At 60.5% G+C, this 19881-nt stretch carries 14 protein-coding genes and 1 pseudogene; 11 read left to right on the forward strand and 4 right to left on the reverse strand.

Annotated features, from left to right (window positions below):
- Positions 1-11 precede the first annotated feature (11 nt).
- The 7 genes from K6U75_02760 to K6U75_02790 all read left to right on the forward strand — a co-directional run bounded on the left by K6U75_02760 (position 12) and on the right by K6U75_02790 (position 11881).
- A complete protein-coding gene (locus tag K6U75_02760; GenBank protein MCL6473964.1) occupies positions 12-788 on the forward strand; it encodes an NTP transferase domain-containing protein in 777 nt (258 codons plus the stop codon).
- On the forward strand, positions 785-2200 hold the full coding sequence (tilS, locus tag K6U75_02765; GenBank protein ID MCL6473965.1) for a tRNA lysidine(34) synthetase TilS: 1416 nt from the start codon (positions 785-787) through the stop codon (positions 2198-2200). The genes K6U75_02760 and tilS overlap by 4 nt, the downstream gene beginning before the upstream one ends.
- An 84-nt stretch (positions 2201-2284) precedes the next feature.
- Positions 2285-4222, forward strand: coding sequence for an ATP-dependent zinc metalloprotease FtsH (gene ftsH / locus K6U75_02770; GenBank protein ID MCL6473966.1), 1938 nt, complete (start codon positions 2285-2287; stop codon positions 4220-4222).
- Between the two features lie 83 nt (positions 4223-4305).
- Positions 4306-5106, forward strand: coding sequence for an SPOR domain-containing protein (locus K6U75_02775; GenBank protein ID MCL6473967.1), 801 nt, complete (start codon positions 4306-4308; stop codon positions 5104-5106).
- A 53-nt stretch (positions 5107-5159) separates the two neighbouring features.
- A complete protein-coding gene (locus tag K6U75_02780) occupies positions 5160-9377 on the forward strand; it encodes a hypothetical protein (protein ID MCL6473968.1) in 4218 nt (1405 codons plus the stop codon).
- Positions 9378-9396: 19 nt separating this feature from the next.
- Positions 9397-10236: a sugar phosphate isomerase/epimerase gene (locus K6U75_02785; GenBank protein ID MCL6473969.1), complete on the forward strand. Its 840-nt coding sequence runs from the start codon at positions 9397-9399 to the stop codon at positions 10234-10236.
- Between the two features lie 7 nt (positions 10237-10243).
- Positions 10244-11881, forward strand: a complete 1638-nt coding sequence (locus K6U75_02790) for a peptidylprolyl isomerase (protein MCL6473970.1) — start codon at positions 10244-10246, stop codon at positions 11879-11881.
- Between the two features lie 48 nt (positions 11882-11929).
- Here the strand turns inward: K6U75_02790 and K6U75_02795 are convergent, their stop codons facing one another.
- A complete protein-coding gene (locus K6U75_02795) occupies positions 11930-12907 on the reverse strand; it encodes a sugar kinase (GenBank protein MCL6473971.1) in 978 nt (325 codons plus the stop codon).
- Positions 12908-13162: 255 nt separating this feature from the next.
- On the opposite strand from K6U75_02795, the gene K6U75_02800 reads away from it, so the two are divergent.
- Positions 13163-14131 (forward strand): Gfo/Idh/MocA family oxidoreductase, encoded by a 969-nt coding sequence (locus K6U75_02800; GenBank protein ID MCL6473972.1) that lies wholly within the window; start codon positions 13163-13165, stop codon positions 14129-14131.
- A gap of 34 nt (positions 14132-14165) precedes the next feature.
- Here the strand turns inward: K6U75_02800 and K6U75_02805 are convergent, their stop codons facing one another.
- From K6U75_02805 to K6U75_02815, 3 genes are read right to left on the reverse strand one after another with little or no spacing between them, the layout of a single operon-like run.
- Entirely contained in the window at positions 14166-14849 is a 684-nt protein-coding gene (locus K6U75_02805) for a queuosine precursor transporter (protein ID MCL6473973.1), read from the reverse strand.
- On the reverse strand, positions 14846-16234 hold the full coding sequence (gene argH / locus K6U75_02810; protein MCL6473974.1) for an argininosuccinate lyase: 1389 nt from the start codon (positions 16232-16234) through the stop codon (positions 14846-14848). Before argH ends, K6U75_02805 begins: the two co-directional genes overlap by 4 nt.
- Complete coding sequence (locus K6U75_02815; protein ID MCL6473975.1) at positions 16231-17439, reverse strand: argininosuccinate synthase; 1209 nt, start codon at positions 17437-17439, stop codon at positions 16231-16233. Before K6U75_02815 ends, argH begins: the two co-directional genes overlap by 4 nt.
- A 150-nt stretch (positions 17440-17589) precedes the next feature.
- Here K6U75_02815 and K6U75_02820 point away from each other — a divergent pair, with 150 nt between their 5' ends.
- The 3 genes and pseudogenes from K6U75_02820 to K6U75_02830 all read left to right on the forward strand — a co-directional run bounded on the left by K6U75_02820 (position 17590) and on the right by K6U75_02830 (position 19723).
- A complete protein-coding gene (locus tag K6U75_02820; GenBank protein MCL6473976.1) occupies positions 17590-18579 on the forward strand; it encodes a LacI family transcriptional regulator in 990 nt (329 codons plus the stop codon).
- 94 nt (positions 18580-18673) lie between these two features.
- Positions 18674-18856: pseudogene (locus tag K6U75_02825) on the forward strand (DUF1559 domain-containing protein).
- Between the two features lie 657 nt (positions 18857-19513).
- Positions 19514-19723 carry a hypothetical protein gene (locus K6U75_02830; protein MCL6473977.1) on the forward strand — a complete coding sequence of 70 codons (210 nt, stop codon included), beginning with the start codon at positions 19514-19516 and terminating at the stop codon, positions 19721-19723.
- Positions 19724-19881: the final 158 nt, after the last annotated feature.

Raw genomic sequence — 19881 nt, forward strand, 5'->3', positions numbered from 1 at the left:
GAGGTCATCCCGTGAGCTCCCCCACAGTCACTGCGGTTGTGCTGGCGGGTGGTAAAAGCAAGCCTGACCTGCTCGCCGCCACGGGCGTGTCCAACCGTGCTCTGCTGCAGGTGGAAGGGGAAACCCTGCTCGCGCGGGTGGTGCGTGCTCTGCAGGAGAGTGGGGTAACGTCGCAGGTTATCATTGTGGGTGATGTGGGGGCTCCGGAAGGTTGCCCTGTCCTGCCCGATACCGGCGATTTCGTCGAGAACGTGCTGCAGGCGGCTGCTTCCGTCGCTGCGGAGCAATACATCCTGTATGCCACCGCCGATACTCCCTTCCTGACCCCTGAATCGGTGGCGGACTTCGTGGCTCGCGGCGTGCAATCGGGGGCGGATATGTGTTATCCCATAATCCCACTGGAGCTGTGCCGCCAGAGGTTCCCGAACATGCCCCGCACCGCACTGAGCCTGCGCGAGGGCACTTTCACCGGTGGCAATTTGCTGCTTATCCGGGCGGGCACAGTTCGCAGGCAGGCAGGTCTACTGCGCCGCGCATTCGCTGCGCGTAAGTCGGTATGGGCGATGGCGCAGATACTGGGTGCGGGTATCATCCTCCGTGCGGTGCTGGCAAGGCTGATTTCGCCAAACCTGCTTTCCATTGCACACATCAAAAGCCGCGTCCAGCATCTCATGGGTGCTACCGCTCAGGAAATCGTCACCGAATATGCCGAGATCGGCGTGGATATCGACAGGCTGGAGCATGTGCAGACCCTGCGGGAATCGGGGTACCGCGTGGGCAGCGCGTGAAGACCGGAGACGACATGGAACTGCTTCCCTTAGTGGAGGATACCTTGCGCACACGCTCCCTGCTGCAGCCGGGACAGAAAGTACTGGTTGCCTTTTCGGGAGGAGCCGACTCCACCGCGTTACTGCATCTTTTTTCACGTTTGCGCGAGAGCTGGTCGCTGGAGATTGCCGCAGCACACCTGAACCACGCCCTGCGAGGGGAGCAAAGCGACGCCGATGAAAGCCATTGTCGACAGGTATGCTCCGCGTGGCATGTGCCTTTCTTCTCCCGCAAGGTGGAAGTGGCACAAGAAGCAAAGCGACAGCGTCTCAGCATCGAGGTGGCGGCTCGCCAGGTGCGCTATGCCTTTCTGGAGGAAGTTGCAGATGCCATTGAGGCGGATGTGATAGCCCTGGGACACACGCGGGATGACCAGGTGGAAACCGTCTTGCTGAACCTGACACGCGGGACTGGGACAGCCGGTCTGGCTGGGATGCCTATCCGTCGGGGCAGGTTTATCCGTCCTCTGTTGCCTGTCAGTCGTTCGCAGGTGCGGGCGTACTGTGCGCTGCACGGGTTATCTTTTGTGGAAGACGCCTCGAACATGGACACCCGCTATAGCCGCAACCGTATCCGCCACCAGGTGTTGCCGGAACTGCGCCTGATTAACCCACGGGCGGACGAGGCGATCGAGCGATTGGCACTGGTGATGCGGGATGAGGAGGACTGGTGGCGAACCTACCTGCAGGCTCTGGAACCACAGTTCACGTTGTGCCGAACGCAGGACGAGTGGCAGTTGTCCCTCGAGTGGCTGACCCGGCAGCCTGAGGCGATTCAGAGGCGGGTGATTCGATACGCCGTGCAGAACCTTTCTCCTGAAGGCGGGGAAGCGGAGTTCGAGCAGGTGGAGCGTTTGCGAGAGGCGATTCGCACCGGCAGGCGTGCAGGCATAACCGTGCACGGTGGGCGATTGCATGCCTCTGTTGGGCAGCGTGCGCTGAGGGTTTGGGGGAAACATGAATCTGCGCCGCCGGCGTATGAAATAGTGGTGCAGATACCCGGTGAGACACCTGTTCCCGAGGCGGGCGTTACCCTGTTCGCCGAATATTCACCGTTACCGGATGCCCAGTCATGGCGTCAAGATAACTGGGAAGTGTGGTGTGATACCTCGCGCATCTGCGGGCAGGTGAGAGTCCGGAACTGGCGGCGAGGTGACAGGGTTCAGCCTCTGGGGCTGTCGGGACATCGAAAACTTTCCGATATCTTTATTGACAGGAAAGTGCCTCTTTCTCTGCGCCAGAGAATACCCGTCGTTTGCGACGCAGAGGGTATAATCTGGATAGTGGGAATATGCCTGGCGCACCGGGTGCGCTGCACATCCGAAACGAGGCAAGCACTCCATCTGTGGGTGCAGCCTCAAGGTGGGTGGTAAGGAGAGTTCATACAAATATGTCGATATGGTATAATACCAACGTCGCCAGCGCTACATCAGGCAACGCGCTGAGAGGAGGAAGACTTGAACCGCAGTCTGCGTAACGTATTGGTGTTTGTTTTTCTGGGCCTGGCATTCTATCTCGTCGTGCGGGGCGGTCCCTTCCGCCCGTTCGACGCACCGCAGGAAGTGAAATATAAGCGTTTGCTCGACCTGCTCGAGGAAGACCGCGTGCTTCAGGGCGAGTTCGATAAGGATACCTTCCAGTTTCAAACCGATGACGGCGCCCGTTACTACGTCGTCCTGCCAGATACGCCCGAATCACGCACCGACCTGCACCGCAAGCTCGAGCAGAAGCGGGTGAACTTCACCTTCCGTAAGTCGGTGTTCTCGGATGCCCTGCAGGGCTTGCTGCCGATGGTTCTGCCGCTGGTACTGGTGGTTTTTTTCTGGTTCCTGATTCTGCGGCAGATGCAGGCAGGCAGCAATCAGGCACTCTCCTTCGGGCGCAGCCGCGCCAAGCGGGCGTCCGAAAACGTGCCTAAGGTCACCTTCGACGACGTGGCGGGCATTGAGGAGGCAAAGGAAGAGCTTCAGGAGATTGTGGAGTTCCTGAAGAACCCGAAGAAGTTTCAGGCGCTGGGCGCGAAAATCCCCAAAGGCGTGCTGTTGCTGGGGCCGCCCGGCTGCGGCAAGACGCTGCTGGCGCGTGCCATTGCCGGCGAGGCGGGTGTGCCCTTCTTCCACATCAGCGGTTCGGACTTTGTGGAGATGTTCGTCGGGGTGGGCGCATCGCGCGTGCGCGACCTCTTCGATACCGCTAAGGCAAACCGCCCCTGTCTGGTGTTCATCGACGAAATAGACGCGGTGGGACGCCAGCGCGGCGCAGGGCTGGGCGGCGGACACGATGAACGCGAACAAACCCTGAACCAGCTGCTGGTGGAGATGGATGGCTTCGACCCCAACACGGGCGTTATCCTGCTGGCAGCTACCAACCGCCCGGACGTGCTGGACCCCGCGCTGTTGCGACCGGGGCGATTTGACCGGCGCATCGTGGTGGATACGCCTGACGTGAACGGACGGCGCGACATCTTCAAGGTGCATCTGAAAGGGAAGCCTCTGGCGGAGGACGTAGACCCTGAAGTGCTGGCACGGCGCACCCCCGGCTTCACCGGCGCGGACATCGCCAACCTCGTGAACGAAGCCGCCCTGCTGGCGGCACGGCGCGATAAACAGCGCATCGAGATGTCCGATTTCGAAGAAGCTATCGAGCGAGTCATAGCTGGCCCGGAACGGCGCAGCAAGCTCATCAGCGAGAAGGAGCGGGAAATGGTGGCATTTCACGAGGTCGGGCACGCCATCGTGGGCGAGCTTCTGCCCAATGCCGACCCCGTGCAGAAGGTCACCATCCTGCCGCGAGGTCGTGCGCTGGGATACACTCTGCAACTGCCGGAGAAAGACCGTTACCTGCTGACGCGAGCGCAGCTGCTGGATGAGATTACCACGCTACTGGGTGGGCGCGCCGCAGAGAAAATCGTCTACAACGAGGCAACCACAGGCGCAAATAACGACCTCGAGCGCGCGACGGAAATCGCCCGGGCAATGGTGTGCGAGTACGGCATGAGCGAGAAGCTGGGCAACCTCACCTTCGGTAGAAGGCACGGCAACCCCTTCCTGGGGCGCGACATCATGGAAGACCGCAACTACAGCGAAGAGATTGCCTACGCGATTGACCAGGAGGTGCGTGCCATTATCGATGAGTGCTTCCGCCGTGCCGTAGACATCCTCACGACCAACCGCGAGAAGATGGATGAGGTCGTGAGAGTGCTTCTGCAGAAAGAGACTATCGAGCGGGAAGAGTTCCTGGCGCTGATGGAGGGGGCGCAACCGGCCGAGTCCATCAGCACATGGAACACCTCGCCTCCCGAAAGCCCGGATGTGCAGAAGGAGCCTGCGCAGCCGGAGGTACCTCCTCGTGCGCCGGTAACCAAGCGGTTGCGCACAGAACCGGGCGTGGCATAGAAGTGACCCGTAAAAACGGACAACCAGCGCGAGGGGCAGAGGTCCTGCCCCTTCTTGCGTAGAGCGAGGGGGAGGGTAAGACGATGCGTTACTCCACCGCGAACAGCGGACATTCGGACGTGTGGCAGCGTGTCATGTTCGTGTTGCTGGGGGCTGCGTGTGTGGTGCTGTGCTATTTCATCGGCGCATACTGGTTGGGACCGTGGCTCCAGCGCATGAGCGAGAAACAGCCGTCGGAAACGCCGACACCGGAGCCTTCGGGGGCTGTCGTTGCCGGTACGCCTGAGGCACCCTCGGTCGCTGCGCCGTTCTCTCCCGTTTCACCAAAGCTGGAAGGAATACAAATTCGGGAGCGCGATGTCCGTACCCTTCCCGACACCGTGCGGGTGATACCGTCCTCAGGCGGTGTCGCACCAGATGAGGATACTCCCACGGAGGAACCCCAGCCATCCACCACTCTGGAAGAACAGCCCTCTGCACCCGCGCCACCGGCGAATCTGTGGACGCCCCCTCCCACACCGTCACCGTCATCCCAATCCCGCCCGGGCGCGTCGGAAGATTTTTCAGGCGGTGTGCAGGTACCCCAGACACTGGATGGTGAACCCGTACCGGCAGGTGGCGTTTCCAGTGCGCCTGCACCCACGGACGTTCTGTATCGGGTGCGAATGCCGAGTGCCTTCGAGAACCGTGACGAAGCCGACGCGGCGATGCGCGCCGTTTTGGACAAAGGTCTGCCCGCGGCGGTGGTCACCGACACGGTGGGCGGACGCAAGGTGTTTCGGGTGCAGCTGGGCGTTTACCGCAACAGGTCCGGCGCAGAGAAACTGGCGGAACAGGCACGCCGTCTGGGGGTCAGGGCGGAGGTCAGTGCGCCTTCACCATGAACATTGCCGTCTGTCCACGTCACCAGAAGCCACTGATGGAGGAGACAGGTTCCATGCGTTACCCCCTGCTGTCGCTTTTGTTTTCGCTTTTCATCATGCTGATACTCACCGCTCCGGTGCATTCCTCCGTGCCCATCATTCGGGTCAAAGAGATAAAGCCCGGGATGAAGGGCTACGGGTTGACTGTATTTCGTGGGACGAAAGTCGAGCGCTTCGAGGTAGAAGTGCTCGGGGTGCTGCCCAAAGCGAACGTCGGGCGCGACCTCATATTCATCAGGATGACCGGCGGGCCGCTGAACGCGCGCGGGGTGAACATCGCCGCAGGAATGAGCGGTAGCCCCATCTATATCAACGGGCGACTCGCCGGAGCGGTGTCTATGACCTTCTGGGGCTTCCCCAAAGAGCCCCAGTGTTTGGTGACACCCATTGAGGACATGCTGGAGGCGCTCGACCCGCGTCTGCCAAAGGAACCGGCGGGCATGGCGCGGGCGCAGGCAGAACCGCAGACGGTGCTTTACGGGGGCAAGCGCATCATCATCGCACCGGATAACGCACCGCCAGCAGGCGAAGGGGAGCTGGTCTTCACACGCCCTCCTGTACCAGTCATGGCAAGCGGCCTCTCAGCGAAGAGCGTCCAGCGATTGAATGCCCTTCTGCAGCCATACAATATGTTTGCTATGCCGGGACCCGGACGCGCTGAAAAAATGGCGCAGCAGATACCACCTCTGCAGCCCGGCTCGGCTGTGGGCGTCGCTCTGGTAACAGGCGACGTGGACATCAGTGCGATAGGCACGGTAACCTATCGGGATGGCGACCGCGTACTGATTTTTGGGCATCCTTTCATGGGCATCGGGGCGATAGAGGCTCCGCTCACCAGTGCCTACGTGTTTGATGTGGTGCCCAGTTACTCGCGCTCGGTCAAAATCGCCGCGCCGGTGAGCGTCGTGGGTAAAGCCACCCAGGACAGACTGTTCTCGGTGGCAGGCGAGCTGGGCAAACGCGCGACCATGGTTCCGGTGACGGTCGATGTGGAAGATACGAGCACGGGACGCAAACGTCGGTTCCAGGCGCAGGTGGTTCAGCATCCGTTGCTAACCGGTCAGCTGGTGTCGCTGGTGGCATATGAGACTCTGTCGCAGATACGCGGCACGCCCGGCGATTCGCTGGCGAGGGTGCAATTGACCGTGAATGCCGACGAGGTAGGCACTGTGACCCGCGACAACGTGGTGTTCGATGATGTAGACATCGCGAGCAGTGCAACCGCCGACCTGGATAACCTGATGAGCATCCTCACTGCGAACCCGTTCTATCCGCTGGCGATAAAAAGCGTGGACCTGAGCGTGCGCCTCGAAAGCAGACGGCAAACCGCTACTATCGAGCGTGTGTTCGTGCGCAAAGGGCGCTATGAGCCGGGCGAGACGGTGGAACTGGGAGTGGTGCTGAAACCCTATCGCGGACAGCCGATAACGCGCGAAGTGAACCTTGTCCTGCCGCAGAGCCTGCGAAGCGGTCGCTACACCCTGCAGGTGCGTGGGGGAATGCAGCCCTCTCTCGCCTTACTGCCGGGGCTGATTATACGACCCGGTATGACCGAGCAAGCGCCCCCCGCCAGCATCCAGCAGATGGTAAATCGCTTTCTGGAGCGCGAGCGCAATAACGACCTCGTGGTGAGGCTGCTTCTACCGACAACCACCGTGAACATCGGCGGGGAGCGCTTCAGCCAGATACCGCCGACCATTGGCACGCTAATGCGTTCGGGCAAGAGCAGCGCCCTGCGCCTGGAACGCGATGAGATTAAGCTGGTGCTGCCTACCGACTGGGTGCTGAGCGGTTCGCAGACGCTGATACTCAACGTGCAACGCCGCGATTCGTCGGAGACGCGCCCTGTGGAACCGCGAATTCCAGCAGGAGAACCGACACCGCCTGAGGGAGTACCCCCCGGCGTACCGCCCGGCATCCCTGCCATGATGGATAGCGTGTGGGGCGATGACGAAAGCCAAACCTTTGCGGAAAGCATAGTGCTGTCGCAATCGCGGGCAACACCGTCCCGCCCTGCAACGGCTGATGCGAAACTGCCTGCTGCTGCGCCGCAACAGACCCCGGATTCCCCTGGGAAGCCAGAGAAGGACGAGAAGCCGATAACGCGCGGGGCGCAGGTATGGACGCAGACCGAGCAGACGGATTTCGCCAGAGGCTTTTTTGACCGTACCACCGCGACATCGGAGGGAGATGTACGCCTCTCATTCACCCTGTCACGGGCGTTAAGCGTCGGAAAGCCGTTTGTGTGGGCGCTGGTGCCTGCCGGGGATGGTTCTCTGCTGATGGGCACAGGACATGAGGGAGAGATACTGCGTCTGTCATCTGATAACCGGCTTTCCACATGGTGCCGTCTGTCGGATATGGAGGTTCACTGGCTGATTGCGGATGGCGATGGCTGGCTGGTGGGAACGTCACCTCGCGGACGCATCTACCGTGTGAACGCCGAAGGCAAGTTCGAGCAGGTAGCGCAGCTGGAACAGAATTATCCCGTTTGCGCCCTGCGTCGCTCCGGCAACTCGGTGGTAATCGGGGCGGGGGGCAGTGCTGGTGTGGTCTACGAGTGGCGTGATGGGCAGGTACGCCCGCTGTTGCAAACGGGGCAGAATCATGTAACCGCCCTTGCGCTGGCTGCGGATGGCACCGTATACGTGGGTACAGGCGACAACGCGATGTTGTGGCGCATTCTTCCGGACAATTCGGCTCAGGTAGTGCGCGATTTTGGAGAGGGAGCGGTCTCCGCATTGACCGTCTGGCAGGATGGTTCGATACTGGTGGCTCTGCATACACGCTCACAGGTGGTGCGCCTGTATCCCGATGGGCGTACCAAAACGGTCATCGAGCGCACCGAGAACCCCATCCTTGCCTTTACACCGGCGCCCGATGGTAGTGTGTTCGCATACGGCAGCGGGATTATCTACCAGATATTGCCGAACGACCGCGTGAATCTGGTGGAGAACCGGCTGGATGTGGACTTCGCGGCGGGCGTATGGTGGCAGGACGCGCTGTGGCTGGGCACGGTAAACGGCGGCGAGATATACATCGCCCGAACCAACGGCGGGGAAGGTGTATACATCTCGCCGGTGCACGATGCGAAGAACCCCGCCCGTTGGGGTGCGCTGTACTGGATGGCGGAGACGCCGGAAGGCACATCAGTGGAGATAAGCACGCGCAGCGGCAACGTGCCCGAACCGGATGCCAGCTGGAGCGAGTGGAGCAGCCCACTGACCAGCCCGGGCGATACGGTTACCAGCCCACCAGCACGCTACGTGCAGTATCGGGCGGTGCTGCGCACGCGGAACCCGCAGGTCAGCCCCATGCTTCAGTCGGTATCGCTTTACTATCGAACACAGAACCAGGCACCACGTGTCACATTGAAATCCCCCAAAGGCGGCGTGGTGCTGTCTGGCGAGCAGAACATCGAGTGGCAGGCGGATGACCCGGACAAGGACACCCTGAGCTACAGGGTCTACTACCGCATGGAGGGCGAGCGGGAATGGCGGGAGGTACAGACACCGAAGAGCGCAACTCCATCGCCCGCACGTCCATCGGAGGAGAAGAAGTCGTCACTCCAGAAAGCGTCTGAGGGAGATAGCATCCCGACCGTCGAGGAGATGATGGCGGACCTGCGCCGCCAGGTGGAGAACGATCCCAGCATCCCCGCTGCGGTGAAAGCGGAGATACTGGCGAGCGCGGAACGGGATTTACCGCAGGTTCGGGCAGCAATGCAACAACAGGCTCCGGCTGCAGCGCAGGCGCAAAGGTTACCTGACCCCTCGCCCCCCGCCGTGCCGACCACCGCGACCTCGCGCAAGTGGGACACCAAACCGCTGAAGGATGGCGTGTATCGCCTGCGTGTGGTGGCGTCCGACCGTCCCTCCAATGCTACCGACCCCCTATCTGCGGAGGTAGTTTCCGAGCCGTTTATCGTGTGCAACAGCAAACCGTTCATCGTGGTGCCGTCGCGGGACGGTGTGCAGGTAGAGGTAGATGGCACAGTGCAGGTATCCGGCTTTGTCTTACAGAAATTAGTGCCGGTGACTGCTGTGCAGGTGCGCATCGGCGAGGGGGAGTGGCTCGCGGTGGAGGCGGGTGATGGGGTGTTTGATAGCCCTGTGGAGACGTTTCGCTTCCGCTCCGAGAAGCTGTCGCGAGGTGAACACCAGATTACCGTGAAGGCGTTTAACGCGGCGGGTTTGATCGCCACCTGGCAGAAAAAGATAGCCGTGAAATAGACTTCTCAGGAGGTCAACAATGAAACTCTCTGTCATTACCGATGAGATATCGCAGGATCTGGAGCACGCTGTTCGGGTGATGCAGGAGTACGGCGTTACCGGCGTGGAGCTGCGCGGGCTGTGGAACGTGAACATCGCCGACATCGACGACGCCACTGCCCGGCGTGCGAAGAAGCTGCTGGACGCCAACGGAATCAAAGTGTCCAGTATCGCCTCGCCTTTCTACAAGTGTGACCTGTTTGAGGAAAGCACTGAGGCGAAAGGTCCCATGCATCTCGCGACGCCGCGCGATCTCAGCGAACAAATAGATATGCTGCAGCGTTGTATCGATCTGGCGCACTTCTTCGAGACGCCGATTATCCGCGTCTTCTCGTTCTGGAAACGCGGCGAGTTGACACCGGAGATCGAGAAGCGCATTGCCGACTCCTATGCCGAGCCGGTAAAGATAGCGGAGCAAGAGGGGATTATCCTCGCCCTCGAAAATGAGCACTCCTGCTATCTGGGGACAGGCGCGGAAGTGGCGCGAGTGGCACGGGCCATCGATTCGCCACACCTGGGTATCTGCTGGGACCCGGGCAACGCCCTGTGCGCCGGTGAGACGCCCTATCCTGATGGCTACGAAGCGGTGCGCGACCTGGTAGCACATGTACACGTCAAAGACGGCGTACTGGAAGACGGCAAGGTGCGCTTCGTGGTGGTCGGTGAGGGGGCTATCGACTACGCCGGTCAGTTCGGTGCGCTGCGCCGCGATGGTTACACAGGCTGGATTTCTCTGGAGACTCACGCGCGCATAGACGGTGATGCAGAGCGCGCCTCACGCCTGTGCCTGCAGGCGCTCAGACAATGGATGGAGGAGTAGAGTTGCCATGGCAAGACGTAATGATATTCCCAGATACACTGCTGGTCGCGAAGACGAGTTTCTCTCCTTGCGCAGTATCCGCGAGGGCTTCTCGAAAAGGCTGCGAGCGTTCTCCCTCGCGCTTGTGTTTGTCTTCGCGGCTGGGTTGATTACTTATTTTTCGATGGGACCAACCGGCGATTCGGCAGGAGGCGACCCTTCCCGTCAGTCGGTCGCGACCGTTAACGGCGAACCCATCAAGCGCGACCAGTTCGAAATGATGGTGAGTGAAACCTCGCGCGAGAGGGCGATGATGTCCGGGGATGCGCTGGCGTCCATCGGCGTGCGGCGACAGGTATTTGACGAGCAGGTTCAGCAGATACTCATCGCTCAGGCAGCCGAGAAAGAGGGGGTCCGAATCTCCGACAGGGACCTCGACCGTGAAATCGATAAACTGGTAGACCAGCAGGTGAAGCAGGAGCGCGAGCGCGCGGCTCAGGGCAAAGAGATGACCGACCAGCAGTTCGAGATGGTCATCCGCAGCGCGATGGGCAAGAGCGTCGCCGAGTGGCGCGAGGAACTGAAACAGAACTGGGAACCGCGCAAACCTCTCCTGCGTCAGGCTCTGCTGCAGCAGAAGCTGATGGAGAAGGTGGCAAATGTGCCCAACCCGTCGGATGAAGATCTCAAACGCAGCTTTGACCTGCTGACCGTAAGGCATATCCTGATAAGCACGGGCAAGCGCACCGAAGAACAGGCGCGCAAGCGTGCGGAAGAGATACTGCAGAAGGTGCGCTCTGGCGCGGACTTCGCTAAGCTCGCGAAGGAGTTCTCCGACGACCCCGGCAGCAAGCAAAACGGGGGTAGCCTCGGTGATATTCCGCGCTCGCAGATTGCCATGCTGTTTGTGCCCGAGTTTGCGAAAGCAGTAGAAGCATTGCAGCCGGGGCAGGTCAGTGACCTGGTGAAGACGGAGTACGGTTTTCACATTATCCGGCTCGATGGGGTGAAGCCCAACGTACCTGCCGATTTCGAAAAGAAAAAGGCGGACTACCAAAGGCAATATGTGGAGACCCTGCGCAATGCGAAGTGGCAGCAGTATCTGACACAGCTTCGTCGCACGGCGAAGGTGGAGATACTCGACCCCGAAATCCAAGCCTATGAGGTGCTAGATGAGCTGGGGCGCAAAGCAGGCACTCCGGAGTATGCGGCTGCGCTGGACAAGGCGATAGCTGCCTTCGAGAAGGCAACGCAGGAGATGCCCTCTGCCGAGGCGATGGTGGTACTGGGCGAACTGTACCGTGCGCAGTCCGAGATGCCGGGTCTGGCAGAGCCTGCTCGCCAAAAAGCGCGGGAGAACGCCATCACTGCCTGGCAGAATGCCCTGCAACGCATTGAGAGCGTGCAACTGCGCATGAGGCTGGCGGAGCTGTATCGCAAAAACAAACAGACCGACCTCGCCATCAAACAGTACGAGGAGGTCGGCAAGATTGCGTGGGACCGCCCCGATATCCATGCGCAGCTCAAGAGCATTTACAAGCAGATGGGCAGGCAGGACCTGGTGCAAAAGGAGATCGAGTGGGAGAAGAAGTATCAGGAGCGCATGAAGGCGGAGAGGGTACCCCCACCCTCTTCTGCCCAACCTGCTCCCTCGCGCAAACCCTGATGCAGGTAGGCAGCGTAGCCTGCAGGGGCGCATCGCAGTGCGCCCCTGTTACCGTACGATACCTCGTGGGATACCCTGTAATAACTGCTGAAGCTCGTCGGGCGAGGTAAACAGTACATCGCCGGGCACCGTGTGCTTGAGCGCAGAGAGAGCATCAGCGCAGCGCATCGCCAGTTCGATATCCCCCTGCAGATAACCGTACAGCAGCCCCGCATCGTAGGCGTCGCCGCTGCCGATGGGGTCTATCACCTCGAAAGGACATCCCTCTGAACGCCATACATTCTCTGCCGTTGCCACCACGCTGTAACGCCGTCCTACTGTTGCCGATTGCTGGTCGCGTAACGGGGTGGCAACCACCGGAACCCTGTAGCGTCGTTGTATCTGGACGGCGATGTCCATATCCTCGCCGTCTACTGCGAGCACCGTGCGTGCATCGGCGGGAGAAACTATCAGCAAATCCACCAGCGGGAGAAGCGATTCTATCACCCGGCGCGCCTCGTCGGGAGACCACAACAGCGACCGGTAGTTCAGGTCAAATGAAACGGATATGTTCATCTCCCGGGCGACTTGCAACGCCTCCCAGGTGGCTTCCCGGCAGCCTTCGCTCAGTGCAGGCGTGATACCTGTTGCGTGAAGCAGGCTCGCACCGCGAAGCAGGTCGTACCAGTCCCATTCTCCAGGTCGCCAGCGGCTCATCGCCGAGCCTTTGCGGTCGTAATACACACGGGTAGGACGCGGCGTCACGCCGGGTTCCACGAAGTACAGCCCCAATCGGCTATCGCTGTCCCACGAGACGTGTTGCACATCCACCCCAAGCGACCTCAGCCGTTGTGCAACCAGGTGCCCCAATGGGTTATCGGGCAGGCGCGATAGCCAGACGGTTTGTACACCCAGCTGCGCCAGCACCGCTGCCGTGTTGCTCTCGGTGCCGGCAATGGCGATTTCAAACCGCTCCGCCTGAGTAATGCGTTGATAGCCGGGCGGAGATAAACGAAGCATCGTCTCTCCAAAGGTAACGACACGCATCTTCCTTCGCCCCTTTTTCCAGTTCGCGGGCGGATGCAGGCACTCCTGTTACCATTAGGCGACAACCGTTATCCGGTGTGCGAACGTCATTTCACAGCACAATATGCCCAGGAAGCGGGAACTGAGGGGGACAATGGCGAAATAAGTAAACAGTTGATGCATACCTGATTTCGCAGGCTTCCATGCCCTCATTAGCCGGAGCAGATGGTGCAAGGAGCCTGGGTAATACGGCGGAGACAAAGGAGGTAATTCAGCGTGAGTAACCGAAAACTTCGCGTTGGCTTGATAGGTGCGGGAGGTATCGGACGGACGCACCTCTCCAGTTACGAGCGCGTGCGGGAAGCGCAGATTGTGGCGGTCACCGACATCAATGAGGAAGTGGCACGCGCGGCGGCTCAGCAGGTAGGAGCAGAGGTATTCCGCAGTGTGGAGCAAATGCTGGAGCGGAGCGAACTGGACGCGGTGGACATCTGCACGCCTCCCGTCACCCATTTGGACGCGGCGTTGCCAGCGATAGAAAAGGGGTTGCATGTCCTGTGTGAGAAACCTCTGGCTCATCATCCCGACGCCGCACGAAAGATGGTACAGGCAGCGGACGCCAAAGGGGTCAAACTCATGACCGCTTTCTGCCACCGCTTCCATCCCCCAATAGTGGCTCTCAAGCGGCTGATTGATGCCGGCGAGCTGGGAGAAGTGGTGATGTTCCGCAACCGCTTTGCGGGCCCGTTCAAAGGGGTGGAAGAGCGATGGTTCTCGGACAAGGAGGTGGCTGGAGGCGGTGTGTTGATGGATACCAGTGTGCATAGCATTGACCTGTTCCGCTTCCTGGTGGGAGAAGTTGCCCGCGTGCAGGCAGTAACTCGTCAGACGAACCCCGCCATTGGCGAGGTCGAGGATACCGCTATCGCGCTGCTGTCCTCCAGCGATAAGCGGATGGGTGTGGTGGAAGCCAGCTGGGTGCTTGCTGCCGGGTTTAACGTGGTGGAGGTATACGGCACGGAAGGGGCAGCGATGGTGCACTACTGGGACGGTTTCAAGAGCCGCTACAAGACGAACAAGATGGACGACTGGCAACTGCTGGAAGAGGTTGGTCCCGACCGGTTCGTTGGGGAGATACAGCACTTCGTGGACGCCTGCCTGGGCAGAACCGAGCTGCAGGTCACCGGATACGATGGCTTGCGCGCGGTGGAAATCGTGTACGAAGCCTACGCTTCGCAGGGATAGCGAAGCATTCCGCAGGGGCAACCCGCGGTTGCCCCTACGCTTTCAATGCAAACGGGTTGAAATCGGTGTCGTAGTCGTAGTAATCTTCCTGCTCCGCCTTCTTCAGGAACCCAACCACTGCGTAGGTGAGTGGTGTAGCCAGCGCTTCATACAGCACTTTCGCCGTGTAGTTCCAGGCGATCACCCGCAGCAGCAGCCCCGTGTCCCACACACCAGCGAAGGCTATCGTCTGAAACAGTACCGTATCTACGGCTTGTCCCACCATCGTACTGCTAATCGTGCGCGTCCACAGGTACCGTCCCCCAGTCCATATCTTCATCTTCGCCATCACGTAGGAGTTGACAAACTCGCCGCACCAGAAAGCGATCAGACTCCCCACCACAATACGGGGCGTCTGACCCAGTATCATGGCGAAGGCTTCCTGCATTTGCCATTCCGGCGATGGCGGCAGCATCACGATTACCCAGAAGAGCAATGCCGCCAGCAGGTTAAAGCCGAAACCCATCCAGATGACCCTTCGGGAGCGAGCGTAGCCATACACCTCTACCAGTACATCGCCAAAGATGTAGGAAATCGGGAACAGTAGCGTGCCGCTGTCCAAATCCAGGCGCAGGAAGTCCAATATGCGTACGGGCTTCACCGCCACAATGTTGGACAGCAACAGCACCACCACGAAGCTCACCGTAATGACATCCAGGTATCGGTAAGAGCGGTTCAACGGATGTCCTCACCTCCAAGAACTTTCTCTGCCAGCTCGATTTGCTGCTGAACCGCGTCGGGGGCGGTACCTCCACGCGATCGTCTTGCCTGCATCACCGCTTCGGGTTGCAGTAGTTGCACTGCCTCTTCGTCGAACAGGTCGCTGAAGGTGCGCAGCTGTGCTACGTCCAAATCCTCCAGCGCCAACCCTTGCTTCAGGCAATACTGCACCACACGCCCCACCACCTCATGTGCCTGTCGGAACGGCATTCCCCTGCGCACCAGATAGTCGGCGAGGTCGGTGGCATTGGAGAAGTCGCCGCGCACCGCCTGACGCATCCGTTCGGTGCGAAACTGCGCCCTCGTTAGCATCAATTGCATCAGGGGCACACTGGAAAGCACCGTATCCAGCGCATCGAACAGGAAACCTTTGTCCTCCTGCAGGTCGCGGTTGTAGGACAGGGGTAACGCTTTCAGCATGACCAGCGCGCCCGTCAAATCCGCCACCGTGCGTGCCGTGCGCCCGCGGATCAGCTCCGCCACGTCGGGGTTCTTCTTCTGCGGCATGATGCTGCTGCCGGTGGTGACGCTATCGTCCAGCTCCACGAAGCCGAACTCGGGCGTGCTCCACAGAATCAGCTCCTCTGCCAGACGCGACAGATGCGTCATGATTAGTGCGGCGCACGACAGGAACTCCACCACGAAGTCGCGGTCGGACACGGCGTCGAGACTGTTCTCGCACAGCCCGTCGAAGCCCAGCTCCTGCGCCACCATCTCGCGGTCAAGGGGAAAGGAGGTGCCTGCCAGCGCTGCGCTGCCCAGCGGCAGGAGGTTTACCCGCTTGCGACAGTCGCTCAGCCGCTCGCGGTCGCGCTGAAACATCCAGAAGTATGCCATCAGGTGATGGGCAAGGCTCACCGGTTGCGCGTGCTGCAGATGGGTGAGGCCGGGCAGGATGGTGTGCAGGTGGTTCCGTGCCGTTTGCAGCAGCCATTCCTGCAGATGGCGTATCTGTTCACCCAGAGTGTCTATGCCTTCGCGCAGGTAGAGGCGGGTGTCGGTTGCCACCTGGTCGTTGCGGCTGCGGGCGGTGTGCAGTTTGCCTGCCACCGCGCCGATGCGCTCGGTGAGCAGGCGTTCGATCTCGGAGTGAATGTCTTCTGCCTTCGGGTCAAAAGCTATCCTGCCTGCCGCGATGTCCTCACGTAGCGCGTTTAATCCGGCAATGATGGCGTCCGCTTCCTCCGGTGTCAGCACGCCGGTTTTGCTCAGCATCCGTGCATGCGCGATGCTGCCCCGAATATCCACCTCCCACAACCGCGCATCGACACCGATAGAGGCGGTGAATACCTCCACCGCCTCATCGGTCTGCTTCTCGAAACGTCCTCCCCACAGCTTGCTCATGGTGTGCCGCTGCCTTCTCGCTTCTGCTTCAGGGCGTGGTACATCCGCGCCTGCAAGCCGAAAATCTTCACCATACCGGTGCTTTCGCGCTGGTCGAAGGTGGTGGTGTCGAACGACGCCAGCTCCTCCGAGTACAGCGCCCACGGACTGCTTCGTCCGATGACCTGCAGGCTGCCTTTGTACAGGCGCAGCCATACGGTGCCGGTTACCCGTTTTTGCGTCTGGCGGATGAAGCACTCCAAATCCTCCTTGAAGGGGTCAAACCACAGCCCATAGTATGCCAGCTGCGCCCACTCCGCGTCTACCAGCGATTTAAACCGCAACTCCTCGCGCGTTAGTGCCAGCGCTTCCAGCGCCTGATGCGCGGTCAGAATGGTGACGGCGGCTGGGCATTCATAGTTCTCACGCACCTTCAGCCCCAGCATCCGGTCTTCCATGATGTCGATACGCCCCACGCCGTTCTCGCCCGCGATGCGATTCAGTTTGGCAATCAGCTCCGCGGGGGAGAGCGGTTCGCCGTCGATGGCGACGGGCACGCCGTTCTCAAACTCCAGCTTCACCTCGCGCGGCGCATCGGGTGCGTCCTGCGGGTTGCGTGTCCAGCGGTAAATCTCCTCGGGCGGGGCATAGTCGGGTTCCTCCAGCCTTCCGCCCTCGACGGAGCGTCCCCACAGGTTCTCGTCGATGCTCCAGATTTTCTCCACGCTCTGAGTGATAGGCACGCCGCGCGATTTGGCGTATTCTATCTCCCACGAGCGGGTGAGGTTGCGTTCGCGGATGGGTGCGTGGATGACCGCATCGGGCATGAGCGCACGGAGAGTGAACTCGATACGGAACTGGTCGTTGCCCTTGCCCGTGCAGCCGTGCGCGAACGCCGTAGCACCCACCTGCTTTGCGACTTCCACCGCTTTGGCGGCAATCAGCGGGCGGGCAATCGAGGTGCTGACCGGGTAGCCCTCGTAACTGGCGTTTGCCTGCACCGCCGCGAAGCAGTAATCGCGGGCGAACTCCTCTCTGGCAGGCACGGTGTAATGCTCTGTGCCCAACGTCCGCGCTTTGCTTTCCGCTTCGCGGATGTCCTCCTCGGGCTGACCCACATCCACCGTAACGGTAATCACGTGGTCATACCCATACTCTTCCCGCATCAGCGGAATACAAACCGAGGTGTCCAGCCCCCCGGAATAGACTAGAACCACTTTCTTCATCGCCTGTGCTCCCATAATGGTTAACGATTTAGATTATACGCAAAAGGAGCGGGTAACGCAAGCGAGAGGAATCCCCTGTTCCCGTTGACAAATTCGCAGGGCAGGGGTATAATGAAGCCATCTATGCAAACGTTTGCATAACCGAAGACGATGAAAGTCACCATCAAGCAGATAGCAGAATGTGTGGGGGTATCACCTTCCACGGTGTCGCGAGTGCTCAGCGGTAGAGGAGAACGCCTGATTTCGGAGCAGACGCGGCAGCGTGTGCTGCGCGCAGCGGAAGAACTGGGTTATCAGCCCCACCTGGCGGCGCGCTCGCTGGTTACAGGGCGCACCGGTACAGTAGCTCTGTGGATGTATCATCTGTATACTGCGTTCCACGCGCAAGTGGTGCATCTGGTGGAAACCGCCCTGTGGCGGTCGGGATACGAGATGCTGATTCGGCAGGTGGGTCACCAGAGCGAGCCACCCCGACATGGCTGGGGGCGCGTGGACGGGATTATCGGCTTCGAGTGCGTCGGGGCGCTGCGCTTTGTGCAGAAGCACTCCCGTCGTCGGCCGGTGCCGGTGGTCAGTATGGGTGCATACTATCTGGCGGATGTAGACCATGTGGGCGTAGACCTTTATACAGGAGCTGTACAGGCGGTGCAGCACCTGATCGAGCAGGGCTGTCATCGAGTCGCTTATTTGGTCAACGCTGAGTCGCGCCATCCAGGCGATGCACGTCGTGATGCTTACGATGCGGTGATGCAGGAGGCGGGCTTGCGGCGGGAGTACATCGTTAGCGTGGACCAGTCGCGTGCAGCCGCGGCGGCGTCAGTGGCAGCGCATGTGGAACAGTTCGGTCTTCCCGATGCTATCTTCTGCCACAACGACGAGATGGCTCTGGGCGCGTATCGCAGCTTGCGTTTACTGGGCGTGCGTGTTCCCGACGAGGTGGCTCTCGTCGGCTGTGACGGCATTGAGGATACCGAGTATCTGGAAGTCCCTCTCAGCACCATCCGGCAGCCGCTGGAGGAGATGTGTCAGCTGGCGTGCCAGTTCTTGCAGAGGCGCATGGCGCAGCCGGATATCCCTCTGCAGTCGGCGGTGTTGTTGCCGCAGCTGGTGGTGCGGGAGTCTTCCTTACGGAGGAGGTGATGTGGAACAGCGGTCAGTGGACAGTTCTTCCGTGTTTGCGTATGCTACTCAGATTCCAGGTTCAAAGTAACTTTCAGAACGAGGAGGGACAACGATGAAACGGTTTGGCTTTACGCTCATCGAGCTGCTGGTGGTTATCGCCATTATCGCGATACTGGCAGCCATTCTGTTCCCGGTGTTCAGCCAGGCGCGTACCAAAGCCCGCCAGGCTTCCGACATCAGCAACATGAAGCAGCAGGGTCTGGCGCTGATGATGTACTCGCAGGACTACGACGAGAAGCTGCTGGGCTTTGGTCTGCCCTATGAGGGAGACCCTCGCTGTTCACCCGGTCCTTGGGTCTACTGGCCCGCGCTGTTACAGCCCTACGTGAAGAACACGCGGGTATTCCTCTCGCCGCAGCTGGAGGCGGCGTATGATGCCAACGCACCATGGGTCTGTAAGGCACTGAATATCAACCTCAGCCCCGATGGCAACACGCTTTACTTCTCTTACATGCTGAACGGGGTGGGGGATTGGTACTACACCCGCTGGAAAGACAACAACCCGGGCGCGCACTGGGGCATCGTGTGGTGGCGCTATCCCAGCCAGGGGGTGTTACAGGAGCCTGCAGGCACCATCTACGTGGTGAACGGGCACTGCCCGGACTCGTGGCAGGATGGTCACCTCGATTATCCGCTGCGGCTGGGATGGAACACCTGGACGTGTACCGGCACCGACTGGAGCTCGCGTGACCCCAACGTGCAGGGCTTCTTCAACGGTATGCAAAACATCATCTGGACGGATGGGCACGTCTCTCCGCGCAAGTGGGGACATACCTTCCCGCATGAGTGGACGGTGCAGGCAGACCGTGACGCGGACCCTGTGCTGAACCCGTAAACACGTCAAATCAAACGACCTCCGGCAGTGCCGGAGGTCGCTATCTGGAGGTGTAAGATGAGACGCGAGATCCCGCCCTGGGTGGCGGTGCTGGTGATCGTGGTGGTGTTAGCCATTGCAGGTTTCTTTTACGCGCGGCAGTGGTTCGAGGGGCCAAAGCGCATCTCCGGAACCCCTCCGCCCGGCGTGAATCTGGCACCACCCATGCCGGGGCAGTCCGGCACGCCGATGGCAGCGCCACCCCCATCCGGCGGTTACGGAAGGTAAGGTCGTCTCCTGTGGAGGGCGAGGCTCCCGCCGAGGCGTTTGGTGCGTTTTTCGGCTCACCCGGAGGTTCGCCCTCCGCGTACGCAGGTTGAAGCCTGCGGCTACAGAAGCCTCTACAGAAGCCTGCTGCCGAGGCGTTCAGCATCTTCGCCTTGCAA

Source organism: Bacillota bacterium, from assembly GCA_023511455.1.
GTDB lineage: Bacteria > Armatimonadota > HRBIN16 > HRBIN16 > HRBIN16 > HRBIN16.